This window comes from Thioalkalivibrio paradoxus ARh 1 (assembly GCF_000227685.2).
Classification (GTDB): domain Bacteria; phylum Pseudomonadota; class Gammaproteobacteria; order Ectothiorhodospirales; family Ectothiorhodospiraceae; genus Thioalkalivibrio; species Thioalkalivibrio paradoxus.
This window is the reverse complement of record NZ_CP007029.1, coordinates 3343907-3369041: the sequence shown is the minus strand read 5'-3', so window position 1 is coordinate 3369041 and position 25135 is coordinate 3343907. Positions and strand designations below refer to the sequence as shown.

At 68.0% G+C, this 25135-nt stretch carries 23 protein-coding genes; 9 read left to right on the top strand and 14 right to left on the bottom strand.

Annotated elements, in window-relative coordinates:
- Positions 1–78: 78 nt before the first annotated feature.
- Positions 79–1281, top strand: coding sequence for an iron-containing alcohol dehydrogenase (locus THITH_RS15195; protein WP_006746955.1), 1203 nt, complete (start codon positions 79–81; stop codon positions 1279–1281).
- 26 nt (positions 1282–1307) lie between these two features.
- On the opposite strand, the gene dsrE2 is transcribed toward THITH_RS15195, so the two are convergent.
- Genes dsrE2 through THITH_RS15175 form a run of 4 tightly spaced genes read right to left on the bottom strand, consistent with a single transcriptional unit; the run spans position 1308 to position 4511 of the window.
- Entirely contained in the window at positions 1308–1769 is a 462-nt protein-coding gene (gene dsrE2 / locus THITH_RS15190; protein ID WP_006746956.1) for a sulfur carrier protein DsrE2, read from the bottom strand.
- Positions 1770–1813: 44 nt separating this feature from the next.
- On the bottom strand, positions 1814–3022 hold the full coding sequence (bioF, locus tag THITH_RS15185) for an 8-amino-7-oxononanoate synthase (RefSeq protein WP_006746957.1): 1209 nt from the start codon (positions 3020–3022) through the stop codon (positions 1814–1816).
- Positions 3023–3057: 35 nt separating this feature from the next.
- Complete coding sequence (gene bioB / locus THITH_RS15180) at positions 3058–4062, bottom strand: biotin synthase BioB (RefSeq protein ID WP_006746958.1); 1005 nt, start codon at positions 4060–4062, stop codon at positions 3058–3060.
- Positions 4062–4511, bottom strand: coding sequence for a hypothetical protein (locus tag THITH_RS15175; protein WP_006746959.1), 450 nt, complete (start codon positions 4509–4511; stop codon positions 4062–4064). The genes bioB and THITH_RS15175 overlap by 1 nt, the downstream gene beginning before the upstream one ends.
- Before the next feature lie 35 nt (positions 4512–4546).
- On the opposite strand from THITH_RS15175, the gene THITH_RS15170 reads away from it, so the two are divergent.
- Positions 4547–5284 carry a ComF family protein gene (locus tag THITH_RS15170; protein WP_006746960.1) on the top strand — a complete coding sequence of 246 codons (738 nt, stop codon included), beginning with the start codon at positions 4547–4549 and terminating at the stop codon, positions 5282–5284.
- A gap of 65 nt (positions 5285–5349) precedes the next feature.
- Here THITH_RS15170 and ubiA read toward each other — a convergent pair whose 3' ends face one another.
- The 10 genes from ubiA to THITH_RS15120 form a co-directional block, all read right to left on the bottom strand.
- On the bottom strand, positions 5350–6222 hold the full coding sequence (gene ubiA, locus THITH_RS15165) for a 4-hydroxybenzoate octaprenyltransferase (protein WP_006746961.1): 873 nt from the start codon (positions 6220–6222) through the stop codon (positions 5350–5352).
- Positions 6223–6508: 286 nt separating this feature from the next.
- Entirely contained in the window at positions 6509–7171 is a 663-nt protein-coding gene (locus THITH_RS15160; protein ID WP_006746962.1) for an OmpA family protein, read from the bottom strand.
- Positions 7172–7241: 70 nt separating this feature from the next.
- Positions 7242–8087, bottom strand: a complete 846-nt coding sequence (aroE, locus tag THITH_RS15155; protein ID WP_006746963.1) for a shikimate dehydrogenase — start codon at positions 8085–8087, stop codon at positions 7242–7244.
- Positions 8084–9100, bottom strand: a complete 1017-nt coding sequence (gene hemB, locus THITH_RS15150; protein ID WP_006746964.1) for a porphobilinogen synthase — start codon at positions 9098–9100, stop codon at positions 8084–8086. Before hemB ends, aroE begins: the two co-directional genes overlap by 4 nt.
- Positions 9097–10029, bottom strand: a complete 933-nt coding sequence (hemF, locus tag THITH_RS15145) for an oxygen-dependent coproporphyrinogen oxidase (protein WP_006746965.1) — start codon at positions 10027–10029, stop codon at positions 9097–9099. Before hemF ends, hemB begins: the two co-directional genes overlap by 4 nt.
- A gap of 249 nt (positions 10030–10278) precedes the next feature.
- Positions 10279–10875 carry an L-threonylcarbamoyladenylate synthase gene (locus THITH_RS15140; RefSeq protein WP_006746966.1) on the bottom strand — a complete coding sequence of 199 codons (597 nt, stop codon included), beginning with the start codon at positions 10873–10875 and terminating at the stop codon, positions 10279–10281.
- Between the two features lie 21 nt (positions 10876–10896).
- Positions 10897–13458, bottom strand: coding sequence for a DNA topoisomerase I (locus tag THITH_RS15135; RefSeq protein WP_006746967.1), 2562 nt, complete (start codon positions 13456–13458; stop codon positions 10897–10899).
- A gap of 140 nt (positions 13459–13598) precedes the next feature.
- Positions 13599–14084, bottom strand: a complete 486-nt coding sequence (locus THITH_RS15130; RefSeq protein WP_006746968.1) for a DUF494 family protein — start codon at positions 14082–14084, stop codon at positions 13599–13601.
- Positions 14081–15250 (bottom strand): DNA-processing protein DprA, encoded by a 1170-nt coding sequence (gene dprA / locus THITH_RS15125; protein WP_006746969.1) that lies wholly within the window; start codon positions 15248–15250, stop codon positions 14081–14083. Before dprA ends, THITH_RS15130 begins: the two co-directional genes overlap by 4 nt.
- Positions 15222–16394, bottom strand: a complete 1173-nt coding sequence (locus THITH_RS15120) for a LysM peptidoglycan-binding domain-containing protein (RefSeq protein ID WP_006746970.1) — start codon at positions 16392–16394, stop codon at positions 15222–15224. The genes dprA and THITH_RS15120 overlap by 29 nt, the downstream gene beginning before the upstream one ends.
- Positions 16395–16781: 387 nt before the next feature.
- Between THITH_RS15120 and def the strand changes: the two genes are divergently transcribed.
- From def to trkA, 7 genes are read left to right on the top strand one after another with little or no spacing between them, the layout of a single operon-like run.
- Positions 16782–17324, top strand: coding sequence for a peptide deformylase (def, locus tag THITH_RS15115; protein ID WP_006746971.1), 543 nt, complete (start codon positions 16782–16784; stop codon positions 17322–17324).
- The gene (gene fmt / locus THITH_RS15110; protein ID WP_006746972.1) at positions 17324–18280 is read left to right on the top strand and encodes a methionyl-tRNA formyltransferase; all 957 of its coding nucleotides are present in this window, start codon (positions 17324–17326) and stop codon (positions 18278–18280) included. Before def ends, fmt begins: the two co-directional genes overlap by 1 nt.
- The gene (gene rsmB, locus THITH_RS15105; protein ID WP_006746973.1) at positions 18277–19596 is read left to right on the top strand and encodes a 16S rRNA (cytosine(967)-C(5))-methyltransferase RsmB; all 1320 of its coding nucleotides are present in this window, start codon (positions 18277–18279) and stop codon (positions 19594–19596) included. The genes fmt and rsmB overlap by 4 nt, the downstream gene beginning before the upstream one ends.
- Positions 19597–19600: 4 nt before the next feature.
- The gene (locus tag THITH_RS15100; RefSeq protein ID WP_006746974.1) at positions 19601–20152 is read left to right on the top strand and encodes a DUF4390 domain-containing protein; all 552 of its coding nucleotides are present in this window, start codon (positions 19601–19603) and stop codon (positions 20150–20152) included.
- Positions 20137–22341 carry a sensor histidine kinase gene (locus tag THITH_RS15095; protein WP_006746975.1) on the top strand — a complete coding sequence of 735 codons (2205 nt, stop codon included), beginning with the start codon at positions 20137–20139 and terminating at the stop codon, positions 22339–22341. Before THITH_RS15100 ends, THITH_RS15095 begins: the two co-directional genes overlap by 16 nt.
- The gene (locus THITH_RS15090; protein ID WP_006746976.1) at positions 22338–23714 is read left to right on the top strand and encodes a sigma-54-dependent transcriptional regulator; all 1377 of its coding nucleotides are present in this window, start codon (positions 22338–22340) and stop codon (positions 23712–23714) included. The genes THITH_RS15095 and THITH_RS15090 overlap by 4 nt, the downstream gene beginning before the upstream one ends.
- Before the next feature lie 15 nt (positions 23715–23729).
- Positions 23730–25109 carry a Trk system potassium transporter TrkA gene (gene trkA, locus THITH_RS15085; RefSeq protein WP_006746977.1) on the top strand — a complete coding sequence of 460 codons (1380 nt, stop codon included), beginning with the start codon at positions 23730–23732 and terminating at the stop codon, positions 25107–25109.
- The last annotated feature ends 26 nt before the right edge of the window (positions 25110–25135 follow it).

Below are 25135 nucleotides of genomic sequence, written 5' to 3'. Positions count from 1 at the left end.
CGCTCCCGAAACTGCTAGCATTCGGGGCAGGCGTGGTGGACCGCCGTGCGGCGGTCAGGGTTCGGGAGGGGCGGGAATATGATCAACGGGTTCAGCATCGCGCGGTTGCCGCGCATCGAGTTCGGTTCCGGGGTGCGGCGCCGGCTGCCGGCGCTGGCGGCCGGGTTCGGGCGCCGGGTGCTGTTGGTGACCGGCGGGCGGTCGCTGCTGGAGGGTCCGTTCTGGCCCGAGATCGAAACCGGATTCTCCAGTGCAGGCCTGAACGTGATGGTGCACCGGGTTCCGGGCGAACCCTCACCGGATGAAATCGACGCCGCGGTCCAGCGCTATCGTGGCCGGGATATCTCGGTGGTGGTCGCGATCGGAGGCGGCAGCGCGCTCGATGCCGGCAAGGCGATCGCGGGGTTGCTGATCCCGGGCAACACGGTGCTCGATCACCTGGAAGGGGTCGGACCCGAGCGGCCCTATCACGGGCCATCGGTGCCGTTCATCGCGGTCCCGACCACTGCGGGAACCGGTTCCGAGGCCACCAAGAATGCCGTGCTGAGCCAGGGGGGAGACGATGGCTTCAAGAAGTCGTTCCGGCACGAGCGCCTGGTGGCCGAGTACGCGGTGATCGATCCGGATTTCCTGAGCACCTGCCCGCCCCGCGTGATCGCCGGCAACGGCATGGACGCGCTGACCCAGTTGCTGGAATCGTATCTTTCGCTGCGTGCGAACCCGTTCTGCGATGCGCTGGCCCTCGACGGGATGGCCCACGCGCGCGACAGCCTGCTTGCGCTCTACGAGGATCCCGGGAATGCGGCGGCACAGGCCGGTATGGCCTACGCGTCGCTGCTGTCAGGGGTCACGCTGGCTCAGGTGGGGCTGGGTTCGGTGCATGGTCTGGCTGCACCGCTGGGGGCGTTTTTCCCGATTCCCCACGGGGCCGCCTGTGGAACCCTGGTGGTGGCGGCAACCGCAGTGAACATCGAGGCGCTGGGCGTAAGGGAGCCTGCGCATCCGGCGCTGGCGCGCTATGCGCATGTCGGTCGCCTGTTGACCGGCGAGGCAATGCCGGACGACGGTCAGGCCCGTGCCGCGCTACTGCGCCTGCTCGAGGACTGGACCGAGCGCCTGCACCTGCTGACGCTGGATCAGTACGGGATCCGCCCGGAGGACCATCCGCGGATCGTCGCGAACAGCCGGGGTTCCAGCATGAAGACCAACCCGATCCGGCTCTCGGATGACGAGATCACCGCGATCCTGGAGATGCGCCAGCAGCGTCCGGAGCCCACCTGAACCCGGCGTCGATGGCCCGTGGGCCATCAGATGAACAGACAGATGTCGGATTCGCCGGCGAAGTCGAAGAAGGTGGTTGCGCCCCCGTATTCCACGCCATCGATGAAATCGCTGTGCCGCCAGTCGAACAGGTCGACGGTCATCTGGCAGGCGACCAGCCGAACTCCCGCTTCCACGCAGAGGTTGCGCAGTTCGCCGATCTCGGCCACGCCCTTGGCGCGGATCCGGCGCTTCATCATCGCGGTCGCCAGGTACTGGGTGCCGGGCATGGCCTGCAGCAGCACCGGCAGCGGCAGCGGCATGCCGGGGTTGCCCAGCGGGCTGACCCGGAGGCTCAGGTTACGCTTCAGCAGGTGCAAGCCGTAGAAGGTGAAGAACATCTTGCAGTCGTAGCCCAGCGCCGCGCCGGTCGAGGCCAGGATGAACGGTGGATAGGCCCAGTCCAGCGATCCCTTCGTGGCGATGATCGCGATACTCTTTCCTGGCATGCAGGTCGGGCTCCGTTGCAGCAGAACCCTATTCTGTACTCCTCTCACCTTGCGGATTCAAGTCCGGTCGCTCCCGGCGATTCCCGTGCCAGCACTCGGTCCAGGGTCTCGACCAACCGGTCGACCTGCGCCTCGGTATGGCGTGCCGAGAGCGTGATGCGCAGGCGGGCCGTCGCTTCCGGGACGGTCGGCGGCCGGATCGCCGGTACCAGAAGGCCGTGTTCGAGCAATCCGGCGGCCGCAGCGGACGCGCGCCCGGTGTCGCCGAGTACGACCGGCTGGATTGGTGACATGCTGGACGGGCGGGGCAGGCCGATGTGTTCCAGGCCGGCACCCAGTCGGGCGATCAGTGCCGCGAGGTGTTCGCGCCGCCACGTTTCGCGCGCGGCGATCCTGACCGCGGCCAGAGTTGCGCTGGCCAGTGCCGGGGGCATCGCGGTGGTGTAGACGTAGCTGCGTGCGAACTGGATCAGCGCTTCGATCAGTGTGTCGCTGCCGGCGACAAAGGCCCCGGCGGTGCCGAAGGCCTTGCCCAAGGTGCCCATCAGCACCGGCACGTCGTCCATGCCCAGGCCGAAACAGGCGCAGCTCCCGCCGCCGTCGCGGCCGAGTACGCCCAGACCGTGGGCGTCGTCCACCATCAGCCAGGCGTTGTAGCGGCGGGCGGCAGACGCGAGTTCCGCCAGTGGCGCAAGGTCGCCGTCCATCGAGAATACGCCGTCGGTGACCACCAGGCGCCCGGTTTCCGCTCCCGGTTCCCGCAGCCGGCGTGTCAGGTCCGCAGCATCCGCATGGCGGTAGCGGCGGGTCCGGCAGCCGGCGAGCCGGGCGGCGTCGATCAAGGAGGCGTGGTTGAGCCGGTCCTCGAAGACGGTGTCGTGCCGGCTCATCAGGGTTTGCAGTACCCCGAGGTTGGCCATGTAGCCAGTGGAGAACAGCAGCGCGCGCGGCCGGCCGGTGAAGGCCGCCAGGGCTTCTTCGAGTTCGGCATGGGCGCGGCTGTGGCCGTTGACCAAATGTGCCGCACCGGCGCCGACCCCGTAACGCTCGAGGCCTTCGCGCGCGGCCGCGGCAACACGGGGGTCGGCGGCGAGCCCGAGATAATCGTTCGAGCAAAAGGCGAGCACCGGGCGGCCGTCGACGATCTGTTCGGGAGTCTGCGGCCCGTCCAGGATGCGGGGGCGGCGCCAGAGCCCGCGCGCGCGGGCACGGTCGAGCCGCTCAAGCAAGCGGGATTCGATCCGGCCGCTCATCTTGCCCGGCAGCGTGCCTGAGCCGCCGCCGCGGTTCAGGCTCGTTGTGCCTCGGGCTTCGCCTCGGGATGGGCGGCGGGGGGCTCGCCCGGCCCCGCCTCGGGCTCGATGCCCAGGCGCTGAAACAGCGTCCGATCGCGGTCCATGCCCGGGTTCGGGGTCGTCAGCAACTGTTCTCCGTAGAACACCGAGTTGGCACCTGCAAGAAAGCACAGCGCCTGCATCTCGTCGCTCATCTCGGTCCGCCCCGCGGAAAGGCGCACATGCGACTTCGGCATCAGGATGCGGGCGGCCGCCACCGTGCGCACGAACTCGAACGGGTCGAGTGCGTCGGTGCCGTACAGCGGGGTGCCCTGCACCTGCACCAGCTGGTTGATCGGGACCGATTCCGGATGCCTGGGCAGGTTCGCCAGCTGTTGCAGCAGCCGGGCGCGGTCATGGCGCGATTCGCCCATGCCCAGGATGCCGCCGGTGCATACGCTGATGCCGGCCGCGCGCACGCGTTCCAATGTGTCCAGACGGTCTTCGTAGGTGCGGGTGCTGATGATCTCGCCGTAGAACTCCGGCGAGGTGTCCAGATTGTGGTTGTAGTAGTCGAGACCCGCATCCGCGAGGCGCTGCGCCTGCGCCTGCGTCAGCATGCCAAGCGTCACGCAGGTCTCCAGCCCCTGCTCGCGGACCGCCCGCACCATCTCGATCACCTGGTCGAGGTTGCGGTCGGTCGGGTTGCGCCAGGCGGCGCCCATGCAGAACCGGGTCGCGCCACGCTCACGCGCGCCCCGGGCCGCGCTGGCGACTTCGTCCACCGGCAGCAGGCGCTCGCGTTCGAGCTCGACGTGGTGATGCGCACTCTGCGGGCAATACCCGCAGTCCTCGGGGCAGGCCCCGGTCTTGATCGAGAGCAGCGTGCTGACCTGCACCCGGCCAGGGTCGAAATGCTCCCGGTGCACGCCCTGCGCGCGGAACACGAGATCGCTGAACGGGAGATCCAGCAGTTGCTCGATCTCGGCGGTGCTCCAGTCGTGGCGAATGCCGGTCATCAGTGATGCTCCTCCGCGGGCACCTCGATCTCCAGATCGTTCCAGGTTTCCCGGTAGATACGGTGCAGCGCATACAGGGTCCAGGGAATCAGGATGGCCGCAGCCACGACCCAGTAGGCACGGTAGTAATTGAGGTCCGGCGGGAAGAACGTGGCGACCACGATCAGCGAACCCATCAGCGCATAATAGCGGTACGCAGCCCACTGCGTGAAACGCCCAACCCGCTCCTCCGGGTGGTGTCGGCACATCGCGTACACCATCATCGACGCGCCGAACCAGAGGATCAGCGGCACAATGCCCATGATCGCGGCGATGATGGTCACAATGCCCACGTCGCCGCTGACGAGGAACAGCGGCACGCCGGCCAGCGACACGCTGACCAGGTTGCCCCAGTCGAAGGCCGATGCGGCGCGCCGGCAGGAGCGCCCGGAAACAGTCTTGGTCTTCATTGCCTATCGGGTGATAAAAATTTCATGATAGCAGCGTGACCGATTCGAACGCAGAAACCCGCGTCCTGCGGACGGCACTGGGCCCTTTGCTGCGCCGCTGGGCGGCCGCGTTGGCGGATGGGTGCGTCCCGGACCGCTGCGTCCTCTGTCTGGCCCCGGCGGCGATGGGCATCTGCGCCGACTGTGCCGAGGATCTGGTGGTACCGGCATCGCCGTGCCCGACCTGTGCCCAGCCGCTGCCGGCCGCGGGGCTTTGCCCTTCCTGCCAGCGCGCGGCGCCGGCGTTCGATGCGGCCTGGGCTCCGCTCGCCTACGCCTGGCCGCTGGACCGCCTGCTGTTGAGTTACAAGGCCGGTGGCCGGCCGCAGTTGGCCCGGCCGCTGGCGGGTCTATTCATGCGGTATCTGGATCCCGCGGCCACCCGTGCGGTCGACCGGGTCATCCCTGTTCCCCTGCACGACGGCCGTCTCGCCCGGCGCGGTTTCAACCAGGCGGAACGCCTGGCCCGTGGTCTGTGCCGGGCGCGCGGCCTGGAACTCGACACGCGCAGCGCGCGGCGAGTCCTGGCGACCCCGAGCCAGCAGGGGCTGGGCCGCAGCGCGCGCCGCGCGAACCTGCGCAAGGCTTTCCGGGTCGACGCGGATCTGTCGGGATTGCGGGTGCTGCTGGTGGACGACGTGATGACGACCGGCACTACGCTGGAGATGCTGGCTCGTGAGGTCCGCCGCGCCGGGGCCATCTGGGTCGGCGCGGCCGCGCTGGCGCGCGCCTGAGCCCGCTGCAGCGGGGACCCGGTGCAGGAGCGGGCCTGGTTGCGGGTAGAAGCGGCAAGAAGCCGTCATCCACCGCCGAGCAGCGTATCCGCGACCATTCCGGCCAGCACGACCAGGCCCAGATAGTGATTGTTGCGAAAGGCCCGGAAGCAGGCCTCGGGTTCCCGGTCGAAGATCAGGAACTGCTGGTAGAACATCAGGAGCGCGACCAGGCCGAGCGCGCCGAGGTAGACCCCGCCGAAGCCGGCCTGCTGCCCCACCAGGTACAGGCCGAGCCAGACCAGGCCCTGCAGGATGCCAGTGATCAGCCGATCCTGCTCGCCGAACAGAATCGCGGTCGAGCGAACGCCGATGGCCAGGTCGTATTTGCGGTCGACCATACCGTAGAACGTGTCGTAGACGACGGTCCAGGTCAGCGTGGTCACGAACAGCAGCCAGGCGATCGGTGGCGGCAGTTCGTTGGTGACCGCGGTGAAGGCCATCGGTACCGCCCAGGCGAATGCGGCACCGAGATGCACCTGGGGCAGGCTGTGAAAGCGCTTCATGAACGGGTAGGTAGCGGCCAGTACTACGGCCACCAGCGCGAACGCGACCGTCAATGGGTTGGTCAGCAACACCAGCACGAACGCGATCGCCGACAGGACCAGGAATACCGCGACCGCCTCGTAGGGCTGGATGCTGCCGCGAGCCAGCGGCCGCGATCGGGTGCGCTCGACATGAGCGTCGATGTGCCGGTCGGCAAAATCGTTGATCGCGCACCCGGCGGAGCGCATCAGCGTGACCCCGGCAACGAAAATCAGCAGGATGTCCAGCGGCGGCCAGCCGTCTGCCGCGATCCACAGCGCCCAGAGGGTGGGCCACAGCAGCAGGTAAATGCCTACGGGCCGGTCCAGCCGGACCAGGCGGGCATATTCGACCAGTCGCTCGCGCAGGGTCATCGGAAAGGGCCTATCGAACCGGGCCCCAAGGATACCGTGAAACGTGCGCGCAGCGCGCATTGCATCCCGTTCTCCCGCTTGCCTGCATTGCGCCGATTGGCAGCGAGAACAGGCAGCCACGGAAACGCGCGGACATCACCGAAGAAAAGACGGGTGACCCCCTGTTCGGTGTCTGTCCGTGCCTTTCCGTGGCTTGCCCGTTCCTCTTGCAGGGTGACCGCTGGGTGTCAACGGCAGCGTTGCAAGAACCCTGCTGCGCGCCGTGGCCCGCCAGCGCTCAGTGGGCTCACCCTGCGGTCAGCGGGAACAGCGTCAGCTCGACCCGGCGGTTCTGGGTGCGGCCCTCGGCGGTTTCGTTGCTCGCGATCGGCTGGTGCGGTCCGAACCCGATCGTCGCGACCCGTACCTGGTTGACTCCACGAGTGATCAGCGCATGCGCCACGCTGCGGGCGCGCCGTTCGGACAGGTCCATGTTGTACTCGACCCGTCCGGTACTGTCGGTATGTCCGGCGACTTCGATACCGGTCTGCTCGTAGCGATTGAGTACCAGGACTACCGAGTCCAGCACCGACTGGAACTCGGGCTTGATCTCGGTGCGGTCCACGTCGAAGGTGATGTGGCCCGGCATGTTCAGAACCAGGTTGTCGCCGACGCGGGTCACGCTGACGCCGGTCCCTTGCAGCTGCTGCCGCAGTTCCTCTTCCTGGCGGTCCATGTAGTTGCCGATCGCGCCGCCGGCGAGTGCGCCGATGCCGGCGCCGATCATTGCACGTTCGGTGCGGTTGCGGCTGCTGGTCACGCTGCCGAGCACCGCGCCCGCGGCCGCGCCGATGCCGGCGCCGATGGTCGTGCGGGATACCCGTTCCTCGCCGGTATACGGATCGATGGTGGTGCAGCCGGTCGCGAAAGCCAGAAGGCCTACGGACGTGAGCATAAGCAGTTTGCGCATGGGAAGGCCCTCGACGGGATGCAATGGGTTAAAGAGTAGACAACGAGATTGAACGAAACCTGAATTCCGTTCACGCCTCGACGATATCACGCCGCAGGGTCTCGAATACCGGACGGGTGTCAGGCCGTGCGCCGCGCCAGATCGCGAACGCCTCGGCGGCTTGTTCGACCAGCATGCCGAGACCGTCGGATACCTGCTCGGCCCCCTGTTCCCGGGCCCAGTCCAGGAACGGGCGGGCGCCGGGTCCGTACACCAGGTCGTAGGCGAGGGCGCTGCTCGGTGCCAGCAGCCCGGCCGGCAGCTCCGGGCGGCTCGCGGACAGCCCTGCCGCGGTGGCGTTGACCACCAGGTCGTAGGGTCCGGGCGGGATGTCGTCGAGCCCGCTGGACGACAGCGCGGCATCCCCGGCGAGGTCGGCGAAGGCCGCAACCAGTGTCTCGGCCTTCGCGCGTGTGCGGTTGGCGACGACCATGCGTGCCGGTCGGCCGCGCAACAGCGGTTCCAGCAGGCCGCGGGCAGCGCCGCCCGCACCCAGGATCAGGATGCTGTTTCGCGCCGGGTCGACGCCGAGACGGCCGGTCAGGTCACGAAGAAAGCCGGTTCCGTCGGTGTTGTCGCCGGTCAGGCGGCCGTCGGCTTCGGCCCAGATCGTATTTACCGCGCCGGCACGTTCCGCCCGCTGGGTGTGCAGGTCGACCAGCCGGAATGCGTCCTCCTTGAACGGCACGGTCACGTTCAGGCCGCGCAGTCCGTTCCCGAACCACGCACGCACGTCGCGGGCGAAATGCTCCGGATCGCTCAGGCGCGCCTCGTACACCAGGTCCTGTCGGGTCTGTTCGGCGAACAATGCATGGATCCGTGGTGACAGCGAATGGCCGATCGGGTTGCCGACCACTGCGTAGCAGTCGCTGTTCACTGTCCGGCATCCTCGCGCAGCCAGCCGGCGACGTTGCGCGCGTAGTACGTCAGGATGCCGTCGGCGCCGGCGCGCTTCATCCCGGTCAGCGCCTCGAGCACGCAGGCACGTTCGTCGATCCAGCCGTTCTGCGTTGCGGCCTTCAGCATCGCGTATTCGCCCGACACCTGGTAGACGAAGGTCGGGCGGTGAAAGCGTTCCTTGATCCTGCGGACGACGTCGAGGTAGGGCATGCCGGGCTTGATCATCACCATGTCCGCGCCCTCCGCCAGGTCCAGCGCGACCTCGTGCAGTGCCTCGTCGCCGTTTGCCGGATCCATCTGGTAGGTTTCCTTGCTGCCGCGGCCCAGGTTGCCGGCCGAGCCGACTGCGTCGCGGAACGGCCCGTAGAAGCTGGACGCGTACTTCGCCGAATAGGCGAGGATGCGCACGTGCAGGTTGCCTGCCGCCTCCAGCGCCTGGCGTATCGCGCCGATGCGCCCGTCCATCATGTCCGACGGCGCGACGACATCGGCACCGGCCTCGGCGTGGGAGCGGGCCTGGCGGACCAGCGCCTCGACCGTGATGTCGTTCAGCACGTAGCCTTCGTCGTCGATGATCCCGTCCTGGCCGTGGGTGGTGAACGGGTCGAGCGCAACGTCGGTGATCACGCCGAGCGCCGGGAATTCGGCCTTCAGCGCCCTGACCGCGCGCTGGGCGAGGCCCTGCGGGTTCCAGGCCTCGGCTGCATCGAGGCTCTTCTTTTCATCGGGCACGACCGGGAACAGCGCCAGCGCCGGGATGCCCAGTTCCTGGCAGGCCTCGGCTTCGCGCAACAGTTCGTCGACGCTGACGCGTTCGACGCCGGGCATGGACGCGACCGGGTCGCGCCGGCCTTCGCCCTCCTGCACGAACACCGGGTAGATCAGATCGTCCGCGGTCAGCCGGTGTTCACGCATCAGCCGGCGCGAGAAGGCATCGCGGCGCATCCGGCGCGGACGCACGGCGGGATAGGTTCCGGTCGGCGAGGTCATCGGGCGCCCCCTTCGTTCAGCCAGTCACGCGGTTTCAGGTAGCGGTCGTAGAGCTCGGCTTCCGCCGTGCCGGGTTCCGGGCTCCAGTTGTATTCCCAGCGTACCAGCGGCGGCAACGACATCAGGATCGATTCCGTGCGCCCGCCGGACTGCAGGCCGAACAGCGTACCGCGGTCGTAGACCAGATTGAACTCCACGTACCGTCCGCGCCGGTAGAGCTGGAACTGGCGTTCGCGTTCCCCGTAGGCGGTGTCCCGCCGCCGTTCGACGATCGGCCCGTAGGCCTTGAGGTAGTGCTCGCCGACGCTCCTCATGTACCCGAAGCAATGTTCGAATCCGCCTTCGTTCAGGTCGTCGAAGAACAGGCCGCCGATGCCCCGAGGCTCGTTGCGGTGCTTCAGGAAGAAGTAGTCGTCGCACCACTGCTTGTGTTTCGGGTAGACGTCCGGGCCAAACTTACGGCAGGCGGCCTCGGCGGTACGGTGCCAGTGCACGCAGTCCTCGTCGAAGCCGTAGTACGGGGTCAGGTCGAAGCCGCCGCCGAACCACCAGATCGGTGTTTCCCCCGCCTTCTCGGCGACGAACACGCGCACGTTGGCATGCGAGGTCGGTACGTAGGGGTTGCGCGGGTGAATCACCAGCGAGACGCCCGCCGCCTGGAACGAGCGTCCGGCGAGTTCCGGGCGGTGGGCGGTCGCCGAGGCCGGGAGCCCCGGGCCCATCACGTGCGAGAAGTTCACGCCGGCCTGCTCGAACAACGCGCCGTCGCGCAGTACGCGGGAACGCCCGCCGCCGCCCGCGGGACGAGTCCACGCGTCCTCGCGGAAGCGCCCGTCGCGGTCGAGGTTCTCCAGGCCGGTACAGATTTCGTCCTGCAGCCGCTGCAGGAAATCGAGTACCGGTTCCATGCGGAAGTCGTCGTGCGTCATCAGCCTGTTCCCCGTTTGCAAACTCGTTCGTCGGCGGGCCGGGCGCGTTGCTCACCCCGGCACTGCCCTGGACGAGGGTCCCCGCGCTGTTGCCCCTGGCGGCAGAGGAACCCGTGCCGATGCTATCGCCGCGAATCCCGGCGCTCGCGCGCGGTGCGCAGTATGCCCGGACCTAACTCAGGGGTGAAGCGAAACAAGGCTGGCAGCGAGCGAGTGCCGTCGGTTCCCGGTCTGCCTCTACGGTGGCCGTCAAGCGGTCGGGCCGCCCCGCAGCCAGGCGCCGGTGACGATGTCGCGGATGCTGCTGGGCTCGCTGGCGCCCCCGCAGGGCAGGTCCAGAATGCCGTCGATCTGCCCGTCGAACCGGGCCCGGACGTCAGCGCTATCGCGGCACGGCGGTTCGCCCGAGCGGTTCGCGCTGGTCGAGACCAGGGCCGAGTCCGAGGCCGCGCAGAGGGCCCGGACACCGGCGTGGGCGGTAACCCGCACCGCGAGGCGCGTATGTGCGCCGCGCAGCCATGGCGGGCAACTCGCGTGCGCCGGCCACAGCCAGGTATGCGGTCCGGGCCAGGTCGCCTCGGCCCGCGCCTGTTGCGCCTGCGGCAGCGGCTCCAGCCAGTGCGCGATTCGCGCGAGGTCGTCGGTGATCACGATCAGCCCCTTCCCGGCGTCGCGACCCTTGATCGCCAGTACACGTTCGCAGGCCGCCGTGTCGGCAGGGCGGCAGCCGAGGCCGAATACCGCTTCGGTAGGGTAGGCGATCACGCCGCCTGCCCGCACGATGCGGGCGATCGCACCGACGTCGGTCGAAACCAGCGTTCCGGATTCGCCGTCGGGAGCCGTCACAGCAGACGCTGCCCCTCGGGGTCAGTTGCCGCTGACCGCGTCGGGCCGACTGCCAGTGCCGGTGCGCCGCGCCGCGGCCTTGGCCGGTTTCTTGGGGTCGGTCTTGTCCGCGGCGGTCTTGCGGCTTGAGGCCTTTCCGGTCGTGTTCTTGCGGGTCGTGGACTTGGTGGTGGCCTTCGTCGTGGACTTCTTCGCTGCGGTCTTGCCGTTGCCCTGCGTGGCGGCCGTCTTCTTGGCGGCGGTCTTCTTGGTGTTGTCTCCAGCCTTGCTGCCGGTCTTGGCACCGCGACGCCCACGCCGTTCCGGGGCCGCCGCGAGCAGTTCGCGGCATTCCTCGAGCGTCAGCGACGCGGGTTCCCGATCCTTCGGGATCTTCGCGTTCTTGGTTCCGTCGGTGATGTAGGGGCCGTAGCGGCCGTTCAGCACCTCGATCCCGTGCTCCGGGAACGATTGGATGTGCTTCTGTGCGTCCAGCGCCTTCTTCTCGGCGACGATCTCGAGCGCCCGCGGAAGCTCGATGGTCCAGACGTCGTCGTCCGGGCCGAGCGAGGCGAACTTCCGGCCGTACTTCACATACGGGCCGAAACGCCCAACGTTCACCTGCACCGGTTCACCTTCCGGGGTCTCCCCGAGGTCACGCGGCAGCTTGAACAGCGCCAGCGCTTCCTCCAGCGTGACCTGATCCATCTTCTGGCCGGGCAACAGGCCGGCGAACCGCGGCTTTTCCTCGTCGTCCCGGGTGCCGATCTGCACGATCGGGCCGTAGCGGCCCATGCGCACGCTGACCGGGCGCCCGCTCTTCGGGTCGGTGCCGAGCTCGCGCGACTGCACGGCCTCGGCCCGGCTGACGCTCACGGCCTTGTCTTCGACCTGGTCGCGGAAATCCTTCCAGAAGCCGTCCAGAACCGGAATCCAGTCCTTCTCACCGCGCGCGATGTCATCCAGCTCATCTTCCAGGTTCGCGGTGAAGTCGTAGTCGACGTAGCGGGTGAAGTGCTGGGTCAGAAAGGCGTTCACGATCCGGCCGATGTCGGTGGGCAAGAAGCGCTTGCCGTCCATTTCCACGTATTCGCGCGACTGCAGCGTGGAAATGATGCTGGCATACGTCGACGGCCGGCCGATCCCGTATTCCTCCAGCGTTTTCACCAGGCTCGCTTCGGTGTAGCGCGGTGGTGGCTCTGTGAAATGCTGGTCGGCGCTGACGTCGAGCAGGTCGACGACCATCCCCTCGGTCAGTTCCGGCAGCCGGCGATCCTCGTCCTCGTCGGCTCCCGCCTCGTCGCGGCCTTCCTGGTATACCGCGATGAAGCCCGCGTGGCGCAGGGTCGAGCCGGTCGCGCGGAAACGGTGCGCCGTCTCGCCCGGGGCCAGGTCCGCGGCGACAGTATCGAAGGTCGCGTGGACCATCTGGCAGGCCATGGTCCGCTTCCAGATCAGTTCGTAGAGGCGTGCCTGGTCGGAAGTCAGGCGCTGACGCACCTCTTCCGGCAGCCGGCGCACCGACGTCGGTCGGATCGCCTCGTGTGCCTCCTGCGCGTTCTTGGACTTGGTCTTGTACTGGCGCGGGCTCGAGGGCAGGTTGTCGGCGCCGTAGCGTTCCTCGATCAGGCCGCGAATCTCGGCGATTGCCTCGCCGGCCAGCGTCACCGAGTCGGTGCGCATGTAGGTGATCAGGCCGATCGCGCCGCTGCCGAGGTCGATGCCCTCGTACAGCTGCTGGGCGACGCGCATCGTGCGGCTGGCGGTGAAGCCCAGCTTGCGCGACGCTTCCTGCTGCAGCGTGGAGGTGGTGAAAGGGGCGGCGGGGTTGCGCTTGCGCTGCTTCTTTTCGACCGAGATCACGCGCAGGCTGCCCTGCGCCGCGTCGAGCAGGCGCTGGCGGGCATCGCTGGCCAGCGCTTCGGTGTTCAGGTCGAACTGGTCGAGTTTCTGGCCGTCGAGGTGGGTCAGGCGGGCGGTGAACGGCTGTTCTCCGCGCCGGGCCTGGGCATCGAGCGTCCAGTATTCGCGCGTCTCGAAGCGCTCGATTGCGTCCTCGCGCTCGCAGATCATCCGCAGCGCGGGGCTCTGGACCCGGCCGGCGGAAAGCCCGCGCTTGATCTTGCGCCACAGGAGCGGCGACAGGTTGAAGCCGACCAGGTAATCGAGCGCCCGGCGCGCCTGCTGGGCGTTGATCAGGTCCGTCGACAGCCCGCGCGGGTGTGCGACCGCCTCCTGGATCGCCTTTTTCGTGATCTCGTGGAAGACCACGCGCTTGACCGTGCGCTCGCCGAGCAGCCCGCGCTCGCGCAGGATCTCGAGCAGGTGCCAGGAGATCGCTTCGCCTTCGCGGTCGGGGTCCGTCGCGAGGATCAGTGCGTCCGAGCCCTTCAGCGCCCGCGCGATTGCCTGGAGCTGTTTTTCGTTGCGCTCGATGACCTCGTAGTTCATCCGGAACCCCGCGTCGGGGTCCACCGCCCCTTCCTTCGGCACCAGATCCCGGACATGCCCATAGGAAGCCAGTACGGTGAAGTCCGGGCCGAGGTATTTGCCAATCGTCTTGGCCTTGGCCGGCGATTCTACAATGACGAGATTCTTGCTCATGTCGCTCGGGACCACTCCGTCTGCGCCCGGGTTCAACGAATCACGCCCCGGCGGATCGGTCGGCGCCGCTCGGGCAACCGCGCAGCCGGCGGAGGCGATCCGGACAATAGCAGTAAATGCGGGCGGGGGATATTGGCGGTTTAGTGCAGGTAATCTGCCAGCGCGGGTGAGGTATCGGACATCACCACCTCTTCGAGGCGCGAATAGGCGATGCTGTCATCCGGCTGGTTGAAAAGAACCATCAGCACGACCCACTTGAGTTGGTCGAGATCGATCTCGTCGCCGTCCAGCTCCATCACCCGGTCGATCACCAGTTCCCGGGTGCCGGTGGTGAGCAGCCCGTTCTGCTCGAGGAACACCAGAAAGCCGCGCGCTTCCAGATCCAGCCGGCTCTGTTCTTCGGCCGTGTACACGCGCTGGGCCGCCTCGGATCCGATGCCTGCGGCGACTGGCTCCTCGCTGACGAGCCGGTCCAGCCAGCCCAGCGCGCGGTCGATTTCGTGCGCGGGAAACCCGGCCTCCTGCAGGCGCGCCTGAAGATCCTGGCGGTCGGGCTCGGTCTCGGTGTCTTCGTCCATGTAGTGCTCGAACAGGTACATCAATACGTCCAGCACGTTTTCTTTCATGTTTCGGGGGATCCTGCGTCGAGGCGCTGGTAGCGCCCGTGGCTGAGTGCGGCCACGCGGCCATTGAGTTCCAGTAAAACCAGCATGGAGGAAAGCGTGTTCACGGTCAATCCGGTGCGTTGCAGCAGGTCATCCAGGCTGACCGGGTCGAAGCCCATCAACCCGAGAACGCGTTCCTGTTCGGGGTCCAGCGCGGCTCCGTCGGGCATCGGCGGGGTATCGGCTGGCGGATCCGCGGGTACGCCCAGCCAGTCGGCCAGGTCCTCGAGGATGTCGTCGGGCGAATCGACCAGTTGTGCCCCATCACGGATCAAGCGGTGACAGCCCCGGCTGACCGGGCTCAGGATCGAGCCGGGGATCGCATAGACCGCGCGCCCCTGTTCCGCGGCCAGGCGCGCGGTGATCAGCGAGCCGCTGCGCAGCGCGGCCTCGACGACCAGGGTACCCAGTGCCAGCCCGCTGATGACCCGGTTGCGCTGCGGGAAGTGCTTCGGGCTTGGGGCGGTCCCGACCGGCCAGAGCGACACCAGCAGCCCGTGGTCGGCGATGCGGTGCGCCAGCCGCCGATGCTGAGGTGGGTAGACACGGTCTGGACCGGTGGCGATCACGGCCACCGTGCGGCCGTTCTCCACCGCCAGCGCACCGCGGTGCGCGGCCCCGTCGATGCCCAGTGCCAGGCCGCTGGTCACCGCCAGTCCGGCGGCCGCGAGCGCGGTCGCGAACCGTTCCGCGTTGCGCAACCCCTGCGGAGTCGCCCCGCGGGCGCCGACCACCGCGATCTGCGGCTTGCGCAGCAACTCGGGAGCGCCGACCAGATACAGCGCCGGGGGAGGGTCCGGCAGCTCGGCCAGCAGGGGCGGATAACGCGGATCCTGCCGGGTCATGATCGCGTGCCGCGGGTCCGCGTTCAGCCAGGCGAGGTCGGTCTCGATGCCGCGCTCGAGCCGATCCCGGTCGCTGCCGCGACAAGGTCCGCCGGGAACGTCGGCCAGTGCCCAGTCGCGGGCGTCCGCCTGAAGTGCGGTGGCGGGATCCCCGAAACGTTCTAGAAGCCGGGCAATGCGTCTGGGGCCGAGGCCCGGCGTGTGCAGCAGCGCCAGCCAGTCGCGCAGATCGGTGGACGTTGCGGTGGCCGGCTCAGGGGTGGCGGACCTTGTAGCCTTCACGGATCGGGTGCGTGGAGTGCAGGACGAGCGCGTAGGCGACTTTGTCGAACGTCCGGAACACCATCATGGTGCCGATTTCCTCTTCCGGCAGTTCGATCAGCTCGTTGCGGTTCCGGCTGATCGGGTCGCGTGCCGTGCGGCCGGCCTCCCAGGTCGCGAAGACCTGCCCGTTGCGCACGCCGTCACGCTTGCCGCGGTTGATCACCGCCGCCTGCAGCGAGCCGATCTGGGAGATCGCGTCGAACAGCAGGATCACCGTGCCCTCCAGGTCTGCGGGTGGGCGGCCGATGTCGAACAGCAGGTCGGGTTCGTCGTCGAACGGCAGCAGTCGGTCGCCCCGGATCGCCTCACGGTCGCCCGTCCGTAGCAGGGCGGTTGCGATCTCGCCTCCGCGCACGATCTCGGCCTCTGCGATCGGCAGCGTGGCAATGCCCAGTTCCTCTCCAGTGTCCGGGTCGGTCAGCGCGCGGTCGCGGCGCACGACATGATAGAGATCGTAACGCTCTGCATCCGGGGCATGGCGCAGATAGACGCGGTCTCCGGGGCCATAGATCACCCGTTCATCGTGGGCGGCCACGATATAAGGCGCCTGTTCCAGCGTCGCCTCGTCCACCACGCGCGGACGGAACATGAACGGCTGCAACGTCGAGATCGGCAGGGTCTCGACGTCGTCCAGCGCTTCCACCCGAATCCGCGGCGAAAGCCGTTCGACCGGGAGCACCCTCGGTCCACCGTCGACCATGACCCGGAGTTCGCCGTCCACATGGTGGATGCTCAATACGTCGCCCGGGTAGATCAGGTGCGGGTTGGGGATCTGCGGGTTCGCCAGCCAGATCTCGGGCCAGTGCCAGGGGTCACGAAGGAAGGTGTTCGCGATGCTCCAGAGCGTGTCGCCCTCGCGCACCACGTAGCGCTCCGGGGCCGCCGGGTGGAACTCGGGTTCCGGCGCCGCTGGTTCCGCGGGCATCGTTTCCGCGGGCATCGGTTCCGGCGCAGGCTCCGCCGGTGTCGCGGTTGGCGCAGCCGTGTGTTCCGCGTCGCCCTCGGTCAATTCCGGCCCGGAGGCGCAGGCGGCCAGCGTCAGCGCAAGCAGTGCGATCCATCCTGCCCGGCGGATCACGGCAAGGCCCGTTGCAAGGAACATCGATCTTCCCCCTGGTCTCGTTCCAGTGCGGCGCCCCAGGCTGCAGGATCGGCGGCAACTGCGAGGACATTGCCCCGAATTCCTCCGGCCGGAAGCGGTCTGTACAGCAGACGGCGGTTTCCGGCTTGTCCGTGCCCGCCTGAGGTTGTCTCGTAAAACCGAGCCCCGACCCCCTATACTGCGCCAAACGCGGGTACCGGTATCGCGCTCGGCCCACGATCAACGCGCTACGTGCCGCGCTGGGAATGACCACCGGTCGCGTATCGCAGTGACCGCCCGCACTCCCGCCAATCGGGAGGTCGTTACACGGCGCGCGCTGTGCGCTGTCAGGCGTTAACGTTAGCAGAAAAACCGCGCCCGCACAGTACAAGAGCATGAGGTTTGGCAATGGCACTTAGAGAAATCCTTTGTTTCCCCGATCCGCGCCTGCGGCTGCGCGCGGTGCCCGTCGCCGAGGTCAGTGATTCGATTCGTGAACTCGTCGACGACATGTTCGAAACCATGTACGCGGCGCCCGGCATCGGACTGGCCGCGACCCAGATCAACGTCCAGAAGCGCATCCTGGTAGCGGACGTATCCGAGGACCAGAACGAGCCCTATTGCCTGATCAACCCGGAGATCCTGAGCCGTGACGGCGAGGAGGAGATGGACGAGGGCTGTCTGTCGGTGCCCGGCTTCTATGAGCGGGTGCGGCGCGCGGAACGGATCCGGGTCCGCGCCCTGAACCGGGATGGCGAGCCCTTCGAACTCGAGACCGGGGGGCTGCTGGCGGTTTGTATCCAGCACGAAATCGACCATCTCGATGGGAAACTGTTCGTCGATTACCTCTCCAACCTGAAGCGCACCCGCATCCGCAAGAAGCTGGAGAAACAGACGGCCCGGGATCCGGGTCGGGGCGCGCGGCCGGTCGAGCCGGTCGCGGCGCGTTGATGCGGCACGACCGGCGCATTGTTTACGCCGGCACCCCGGAGTTCGCGGTTCCCGCCCTCGAGGCATTGATCGCCGCGGGCCAGGCCCCCGTGGCGGTCTACACGCAGCCCGACCGGCCTGCGGGAAGAGGTCGCAAGCTGACCCCGAGCCCGGTGAAGAAGGTCGCGCTGGCGGCAGGGATCCCGGTTTTGCAGCCGCTGTCGCTGAAGTCCGCCGAGGCACAGGCGGAGCTCGGGCGACTGGCGCCCGACGTGTTGATCGTGGCTGCTTATGGACTGATCCTTCCGGCCAGCGTGCTGGCGATTCCGCGGTCGGGGGGGATCAACCTCCACGCGTCGCTGTTGCCCCGCTGGCGCGGCGCGGCGCCGATCCAGCGGGCGATCCAGGCCGGTGACTCGGAGACCGGAGTCTGCCTGATGCAGATGGAGGCCGGCCTCGATACCGGCCCGGTTTATGCCTGCGAGTCCCTGCCGCTCGGCAGCGATGCGACTGCGGCGAGCGTGCACGACCGGTTGGCGTCGCTGGGTGCGCGCCTGCTGGTCGAGCGGCTCGGCGAGATCCTGGATGGAACGCTGAAACCTCGCCCGCAGCCGGCGGAGGGCGTGGTGTATGCGCGCAAGATCGAGAAAGCCGAGGCGTGGATCGACTGGACCCAGGCTGCCAAGGTGATCGACCGCCAGGTGCGGGCCTTCATTCCCTGGCCGGTAGCCCAGACCCGCTGGGGCGAGCAGATCCTGCGCATCCATCGGGCGCGTCCGATGCCTGCCGCTGTCGGATCCGAGCCAGCAGTTCCCGGGACCGTGATCGGCATTCATGCGGATGGGGTGGACGTGATGGCCGGTTCCGGCATCGTGCGTCTGCAGGTCGTGCAATTGCCGGGGCGCCGGCCGGTTTCCGCAGCCGATTGGGCGCGCTCGACCGCCGTGGTTGGTCACCGGCTCGGAGGGGCGGATTGAATTCCCGAAGGGCGACCTGGGTGCCCAGGCGGCAATGTCTCGCGGCGCTTGGCCGCGTGCTGCTGCAAGGGGAATCGCTGACCCAGGCGTTGGCCGACGAGACCGCGCACCTGCCGCCGCGCGAAGCCGCCTGGGCGCGGGCCCTGGCGTTTGCCACGGTGCGCTGGCACGTGCAGCTCGACGCCATGGTCGAGGGCATGCTGGATCGGCCACTGAAACCCCGCGATGCGGTGATCCGCGTATTGCTGTGCCAGGGGCTGGCGGAGGTCTTCCACTTCGGAACCCCGGATCACGCGGCGGTGCGCGAGACCGCCGAACTGGCGCGAACGATCCAGCGGCCGGGTGCGGTGGGCCTGGTGAACGCGTTGCTGCGCCGCGCGCTGCGCGAGCGCGAGCCGCTGCTGCAGGCAATGCAGCGCACGCCTGCGCTGCGCTATGCCTGCCCTGCCTGGCTGGTTGCCGGCATCCGTGCCAGCCACCCGGAGCACTGGGAGGCGATGCTCGAGGCTTCGACCCGGGCCGCGCCGATGACGCTGCGCGTGAATACCGCGCGCGTATCGCGTGCTGCCATGCAGGAGCAGCTGCATCGGGAAGGACTGGCTGTGCACCCGCATCCGCTGGTTCCGACCGCACTGACGCTGGCGGACCCCATGGACGTCGACGCGATTCCCGGGTTTGCCGATGGCCTGCTCTCGGTGCAGGACGCCGCTGCGCAGTGGGCCGGACTGCTGCTGTCGCCACAGCCCGGCGAACGTATCCTCGATGCCTGCGCGGCCCCGGGGGGGAAGACCGGACACCTGCTCGAGGCATCCAGCGGCCAGATCGACCTGACCGCGCTCGACGTCGACGGCGAACGAATGGGGCGGGTGCGCGACAACCTGCAGCGTCTGGAGTATCGCGCGCGAATGGTGATCGGCGACCTGGCCGATCCGCAGGCCTGGTGGGATGGCCGGCCGTTCGACGCGATTCTGCTGGACGTGCCGTGTTCCGCAAGCGGCGTCATCCGGCGCCATCCGGACATCAAGCTGCTGCGCCGGGCCGCCGATATCCCGGCGTTGGCGACGCGCCAGCGCGAACTGCTGGCGCAGGCCTGGGAGTTGTTGCGTCCGGGCGGGCGCCTGTTGTACGTGACCTGCTCGCTGCTGGCCGAGGAGAACGAGCGGGTCGTGGGCCCCTGGCTGGCTGCGACACCGGACGCGCAGCCGCTGCCGCTGGCGTTCCCCGGGGGTGTGGAGCGGGCGGTGGGGCGCGCGGTGGTGCTGGGCACCGAGGACATGGACGGTTTCTATTATGCGCTGCTCGGGCGCGCGGGCTGACGGCATGCGGCTGGTGCTCGGCGTGGTGGTGCTGTGGGTGTGCCTGCTTCCGGCCGCCGCGGCGGCAACCGAGATCCGGCAGGCGGATTCGGTCTGGCAGGGCGAAGACCGGCTGCTGGTGCGTCTTTACCTGGACATGGAGCTGCCGGAGGTATTGCTGGAGGCGCTGGAGAACGGCATCGGCATCCATTTCCTGTCCGAGGTAAGGCTCGAGTACCGGCGCGGCCTCTTCGGGGAACGCCCCGTGGCGCAGGCGAGCCGTCGTGCGCGCCTGGAATACTATGCGCTGAGCCGCCATTATGTGATCACCGATGGGGCCTCGCGCCGGGTCGATCTGGCGCCCACGTTGGGGGATGCGCTCGAGATTCTCGCGCGTCGTCTCGGCCGCATCGCGCTCGAGGTCGACCCCGAGGAACTCCGGCCCGGGGCCCAGCACCAGTTTGCCGCCCGGGTGCAACTGGACCACGGCGCGCTGCCGCTGCCCCTGCAGTGGGAAACGCGCCTGCGCGGGGCCTATGTCACACAGCCGGGATGGTATCGATGGTCCTTGGATTGAGGCGTTTCCCCTGGGATTTGTTCGGCCTGGGGCTGCTGTTCTTCATCCTGCTGGCTTCGCTGGTGGTGATGGGCGATGCCGCGCAGAATTCGGCGCGATTCGAGCAATTGTTCCTCTGGCTGCTCGCGTTCCATGGCGTGGTGCTCGTCGTGCTCGGCGCGCTGATCATCTACCAGGTTGGCCGCCTGATCGTGCAGTACCGGGACGGGCGGCCCGGAAGCCGGCTGACCCTGCGTCTGATCGCGGGTTTCATGCTGGTCGCGGTGGTCCCGGTCACGGTGGTCTATTACTTTTCGTTCAAGTTTCTGAACGAGGGGGTCGATTCCTGGTTCGACGTGCGCGTGGACGGGGCGCTCGAGGATGCGCTGGAACTGTCCCGCTCGTCGCTGGATCTGCGCGTCCGGGAACTCGCCCGCGAGACCCAGGAAATCATGCGCCAGCTGCAGGACGTGTCCGAGACGCTGGTGCCGCTGGCGCTGAACGATCTCCGTGCCCAGATGGGGGCGCAGGAACTCACGCTCGTCGGCGCCAACAACCGGATCATCGCCTCCAGCACCGACAGCCCGATCCGGCGGCTGCCGTCGCCGCCCAGTGCCGACATCCTGCTGCGCATGACTCCGGGGCAGCCCTTTACCCGCCTGGAGCCGGACGCCAACGGTCATCTGCTGATTCGGGTGGTCGCGGTGGCGGGGGACCGGTCCCCGGGTGCCGACAGCCGCATTCTGCAGGGCCTGTATCCGGTCGATCCGCGCATGAGTGCGCTCGCGGTGCGGGTGCAGGACGCGTTCGTCGACTACCGCGAGTTTGCCTACCTGCGCGGGCCGATCAAGCAGGGCTTCATTTTCACGATGTCGCTGGCGCTGGCGATGTCGCTGATGGCCGCCCTCTGGGCGGGGCTGCTGGTCGCGCGGAGGCTGGTGCGGCCGGTGACCGACCTGGCCCAGGGTACCCGGCTGGTCGCGTCCGGGGACTACAGCACCCGGCTGCCGGTCAGCCGCGACGACGAACTGGGATTCCTGGTCCGTTCGTTCAACGCGATGACGCGTACGCTGAACGAGGCCCGCGAGGAAGCCGAACGCAACCGCCGCCTGCTCGATGCCGAGCGCGCCTACCTGGAAAGCGTGCTGCAGCACCTGCGGTCCGGCGTGCTGGCGCTGGACGGCGGACTGCGCTTGCGCACCGCGAACGGAGCGGCGTGCCAAATCCTGGAATGCGACCTGCGCACCGGACCGCCGCGGCCACTGTCCGACTTCGAGGACGCCTGTCCGCTGGTGGCGCAATTCTTCGAGGCGATCGGCGACGCGCTGGCGGCGGGGGAACAGGAGTGGTCGCGCGAGGTGGTGGTGTTCACCCGCACCGGGCGCAAGGTGCTGATGACCCGAGGGGTGTGGCTGCCCGATCCCGGCAACCGGCGCGGCCTGCATGCGATCGTGTTCGACGACATGACCGAGTTCCTGCGCGCGCAGCGCGACGCGGCCTGGGGCGAGGTTGCGCGGCGGCTGGCCCACGAGATCAAGAACCCGCTGACGCCGATCCAGCTTTCCGCCGAACGGCTTTCCCGGCGCTTGGGCAAGACCGTGCAGGGGGCGGACCGCGAGGTACTGGACCGGGCCACCGGGACCATCGTGCAGCAGGTCGAGGCGATGAAGACGCTGGTGAACGCGTTTCGCGACTATGCCCAGGCGCCGCGGCTGGAACTCGTGCCCCTCGATCTGAACCAGCTGGTGCGCGATGTCGGCGAACTGTACGCCGGCGAGACGCAGCGCGCCCGGGTCGTGGTCGACCTGGAGCAGGGGCTGCCCGCGATCCGGGCCGATGCGGGACGCCTGCGCCAGCTGCTGCACAACCTGATCAAGAACGGGATCGAAGCGGTGCACGACCGTGCGGACGGTGTGGTCGAAGTGTCGACCCGGGATCTGCACGACGGCAACGGGCACCGGGTGGAACTGCAGGTTGCGGACAACGGGCCGGGTATCCGCCCCGACTACCTGGAACGCATCTTCGAGCCCTACACCACCGACAAGCCCCGTGGTACCGGCCTGGGACTGGCCGTGGCGAAAAAGATCGTCGAAGAACATGGGGGTATCATTGAATGCCATAATGCGCCAACGGGGGGGGCGGTGTTCGTGATCCGTATTCCGGTCCACCGCGGCGGCAATCCCGAGGGTGTCGGAGAGGCACAGGAATGAGCGGACCGTACATACTGGTGGTGGACGACGAGCCGGACATCCGCATGCTGCTGCGGGACGTGCTCGAGGACGAAGGCTATGAAGTGGCCTTGGCCGGATCCGTCGCCGAGGCCAAGGCGGCGCGCCGCAGCCGCCGGCCCGACCTGATCCTGCTCGATGTCTGGATGCCGGACGGCGACGGGATCAGCCTGCTGAAGGAGTGGAACGAGGATGGCAGCCTGCCCTGTCCGGTGGTGATGATCTCCGGTCACGGCAACGTCGAGACCGCAGTGGATGCGACCCGGCTCGGGGCCTACGATTTCATCGAGAAACCGCTGTCGATCGACAAGCTGACCATCACCCTGACCAATGCACTCGAATCCGACCGGCTGCAGCGGGAGAACCAGGGGCTGCGGCGGCTGGGAACCGCAATCTCCGAACCCGTCGGTGACAGTGCGGTGATGCACAGCCTGCGCGATCAGGTGCAGCGCATGGCCCAGCACGACACCTGGGTGCTGATCTCCGGGGAAGCGGGCGTGGGCAAGCAGACCTTCGCCCGTTTCCTGCATACGCGCAGCGCGCGCAGGGACAACCCCTTCATCGTGGTTGCGGTCGGATCCCTGTCCGGGCAGGAGGCGATCAACGAGCTGTTCGGCTCCGAGCAGGGCGATCGCGTGCGTTTCGGACTGCTGGAACAGGCAGCCGGCGGCGTGCTGTTCCTCGACGAGGTCGCGGAGATGGACTTGCAGACGCAGGGACGCCTGCTGCATGCGCTGGACACGCAGCGGATCACACGCATCGGCGGCAACCAGCCGATCACGGTCAACGTGCGGGTCGTTGCCGCGACCAAGATCGACCTCGCCGAGGCCGTGCATCAGGGGCGTTTTCGCGAAGATCTCTACTACCGGCTGAACGTACTGCCGCTGAAGGTTCCGCCGCTGCGCGATCATCCCGAAGACATCCCGGCGCTGCTGAAGCACCACATGGAACACCTGCACCAGCAGGAGGGGCTTCCGGAGCGGCGCTTCCAGGCGGGTGCGCTCGAGCGGCTGCGGCGTTACCACTGGCCGGGCAACGTGCGCGAACTGCGCAATTTCGTGCAGCGGCTGATGATCCTGGGTTCCGGCGAGGAAGTGACGCGCGAGGAGGTGGAGCGCACGCTGTCCGGGCAGACGCTCGGCGAGACGGATCTCGGCGCATCGAACCTGTTCCCGGACCTGCCGCTGCGCGAGGCGCGGGAACAGTTCGAGCGCCAGTACCTGATCCATCAGCTCGAACGCAGCGAGGGCAACATGACCCGGCTGGCGGAACGGGTCGGCCTGGAGCGCACCCATCTCTACCGCAAGTTCAAGACCCTTGGCATCGACCCGAAGAAGCTGAAGACCGACGGCTGAGTCTGGAACCCGGCGATGAAGCGGATCGTGATCGTCGGCGCCGGTCAGGTGGGGCAATCGCTGGCCGAGGCGCTGAGCGCCGACGGGCATAATGTGACCGTGGTCGACACGCGTTCGGATTGCCTCGAGGCGATCGAGAGCCATCTCGACGTCCGGACCGTGAACGGTTTCGGCAGTCATCCCGGCGTGCTCGAGGCTGCCGGGGCCCGCGAGGCCGAGATGCTGATCGCGGTCACCGATTCCGACGAAGTCAACATGCTCGCCTGCCAGATCGGTTCGACGCTGTTCGGCACCGGCACCAAGATCGCGCGGGTGCGCGAGCGCAGCTACCATGACTACCCGCGGCTGTTTTCTCCCGAGGCCGTGCCGGTGGATATGCTGATCTCGCCCGAAGCGATCGTCACCGCCCAGATCCAGCGGCTGGTCGAGCATCCCGGCGCGCTGCAGGTGCTCGATTTCGCCGACGGGCTGGTCTCGCTGGTCGGGGTCCGGGCCTATTACGGTGGCCCGCTGGTGGGCCACGAACTGCGCAATCTGCACCGGGACATGCCGGGCGTCCAGACCCGGGTCGCCGCGATCTTCCGGCGCGACCGGTCGTTGCGTCCCGACGGGCACACGGTGATCGAAGCCGACGACGAAGTGTTCTTCGTCGCAGCGAAGCAGGATATTGGCCTGGTCACTTCCGAGCTGCGCAAGCTCGATCAACCGTACCGGCGGATCATGGTCGCGGGCGGAGGCAACATCGGGCTCCGATTGGCCGAGGCCCTGGCGGGTCGGTACGAGGTCAGCGTGATCGAGCGTGATCCCGCGCGTGCCGAACAGCTGCGCGAGCTGCTGCCGGAGGGTACCGAGATTCGGGTAGGCGACAGCGCCGACGACCAGCAGTTGGATCGTTCCGGCATCGGCCGAACCGACGTATTCTGCGCGGTCACCAACGACGACCAGGCCAATATCTTTGCCAGCATGCTCGCGAAGCGCCGTGGCGTGCGCAAGGTGATGGCGCTGATCAATCGGCCCGGCTACGTCGACCTGATGCAGGAGGGGACCATCGACATCGCGCTGTCGCCGCAGCAGGCCACGATCGGGGTACTGCTGGCGCGGGTGCGCGAGGGTGGCACCGCCACCGTGCACAGCCTGCGCCGCGGCGCCGCCGAAGCGATCGAGTCCATCGTCAGCGGCGACGCGCGAAGTTCGCGGGTCGTCGACCGCAGGATCGACGAACTGCAATTGCCCGAGGGTGCGACCATCGGCGCGGTCGTGCGCGATCGCGAAGTGCTGATCCCGCATCACGATACCGTGATCCGTTCCGGCGACCACGTGATCCTGTTCCTGACCGATCGCGGTCTGCTGCGGGCAGTCGAGCGACTGTTCCAGCCGGCCCGCCGTTTCTTTTGAGCCGGGCCGCCCTGGGGTACCCTGCC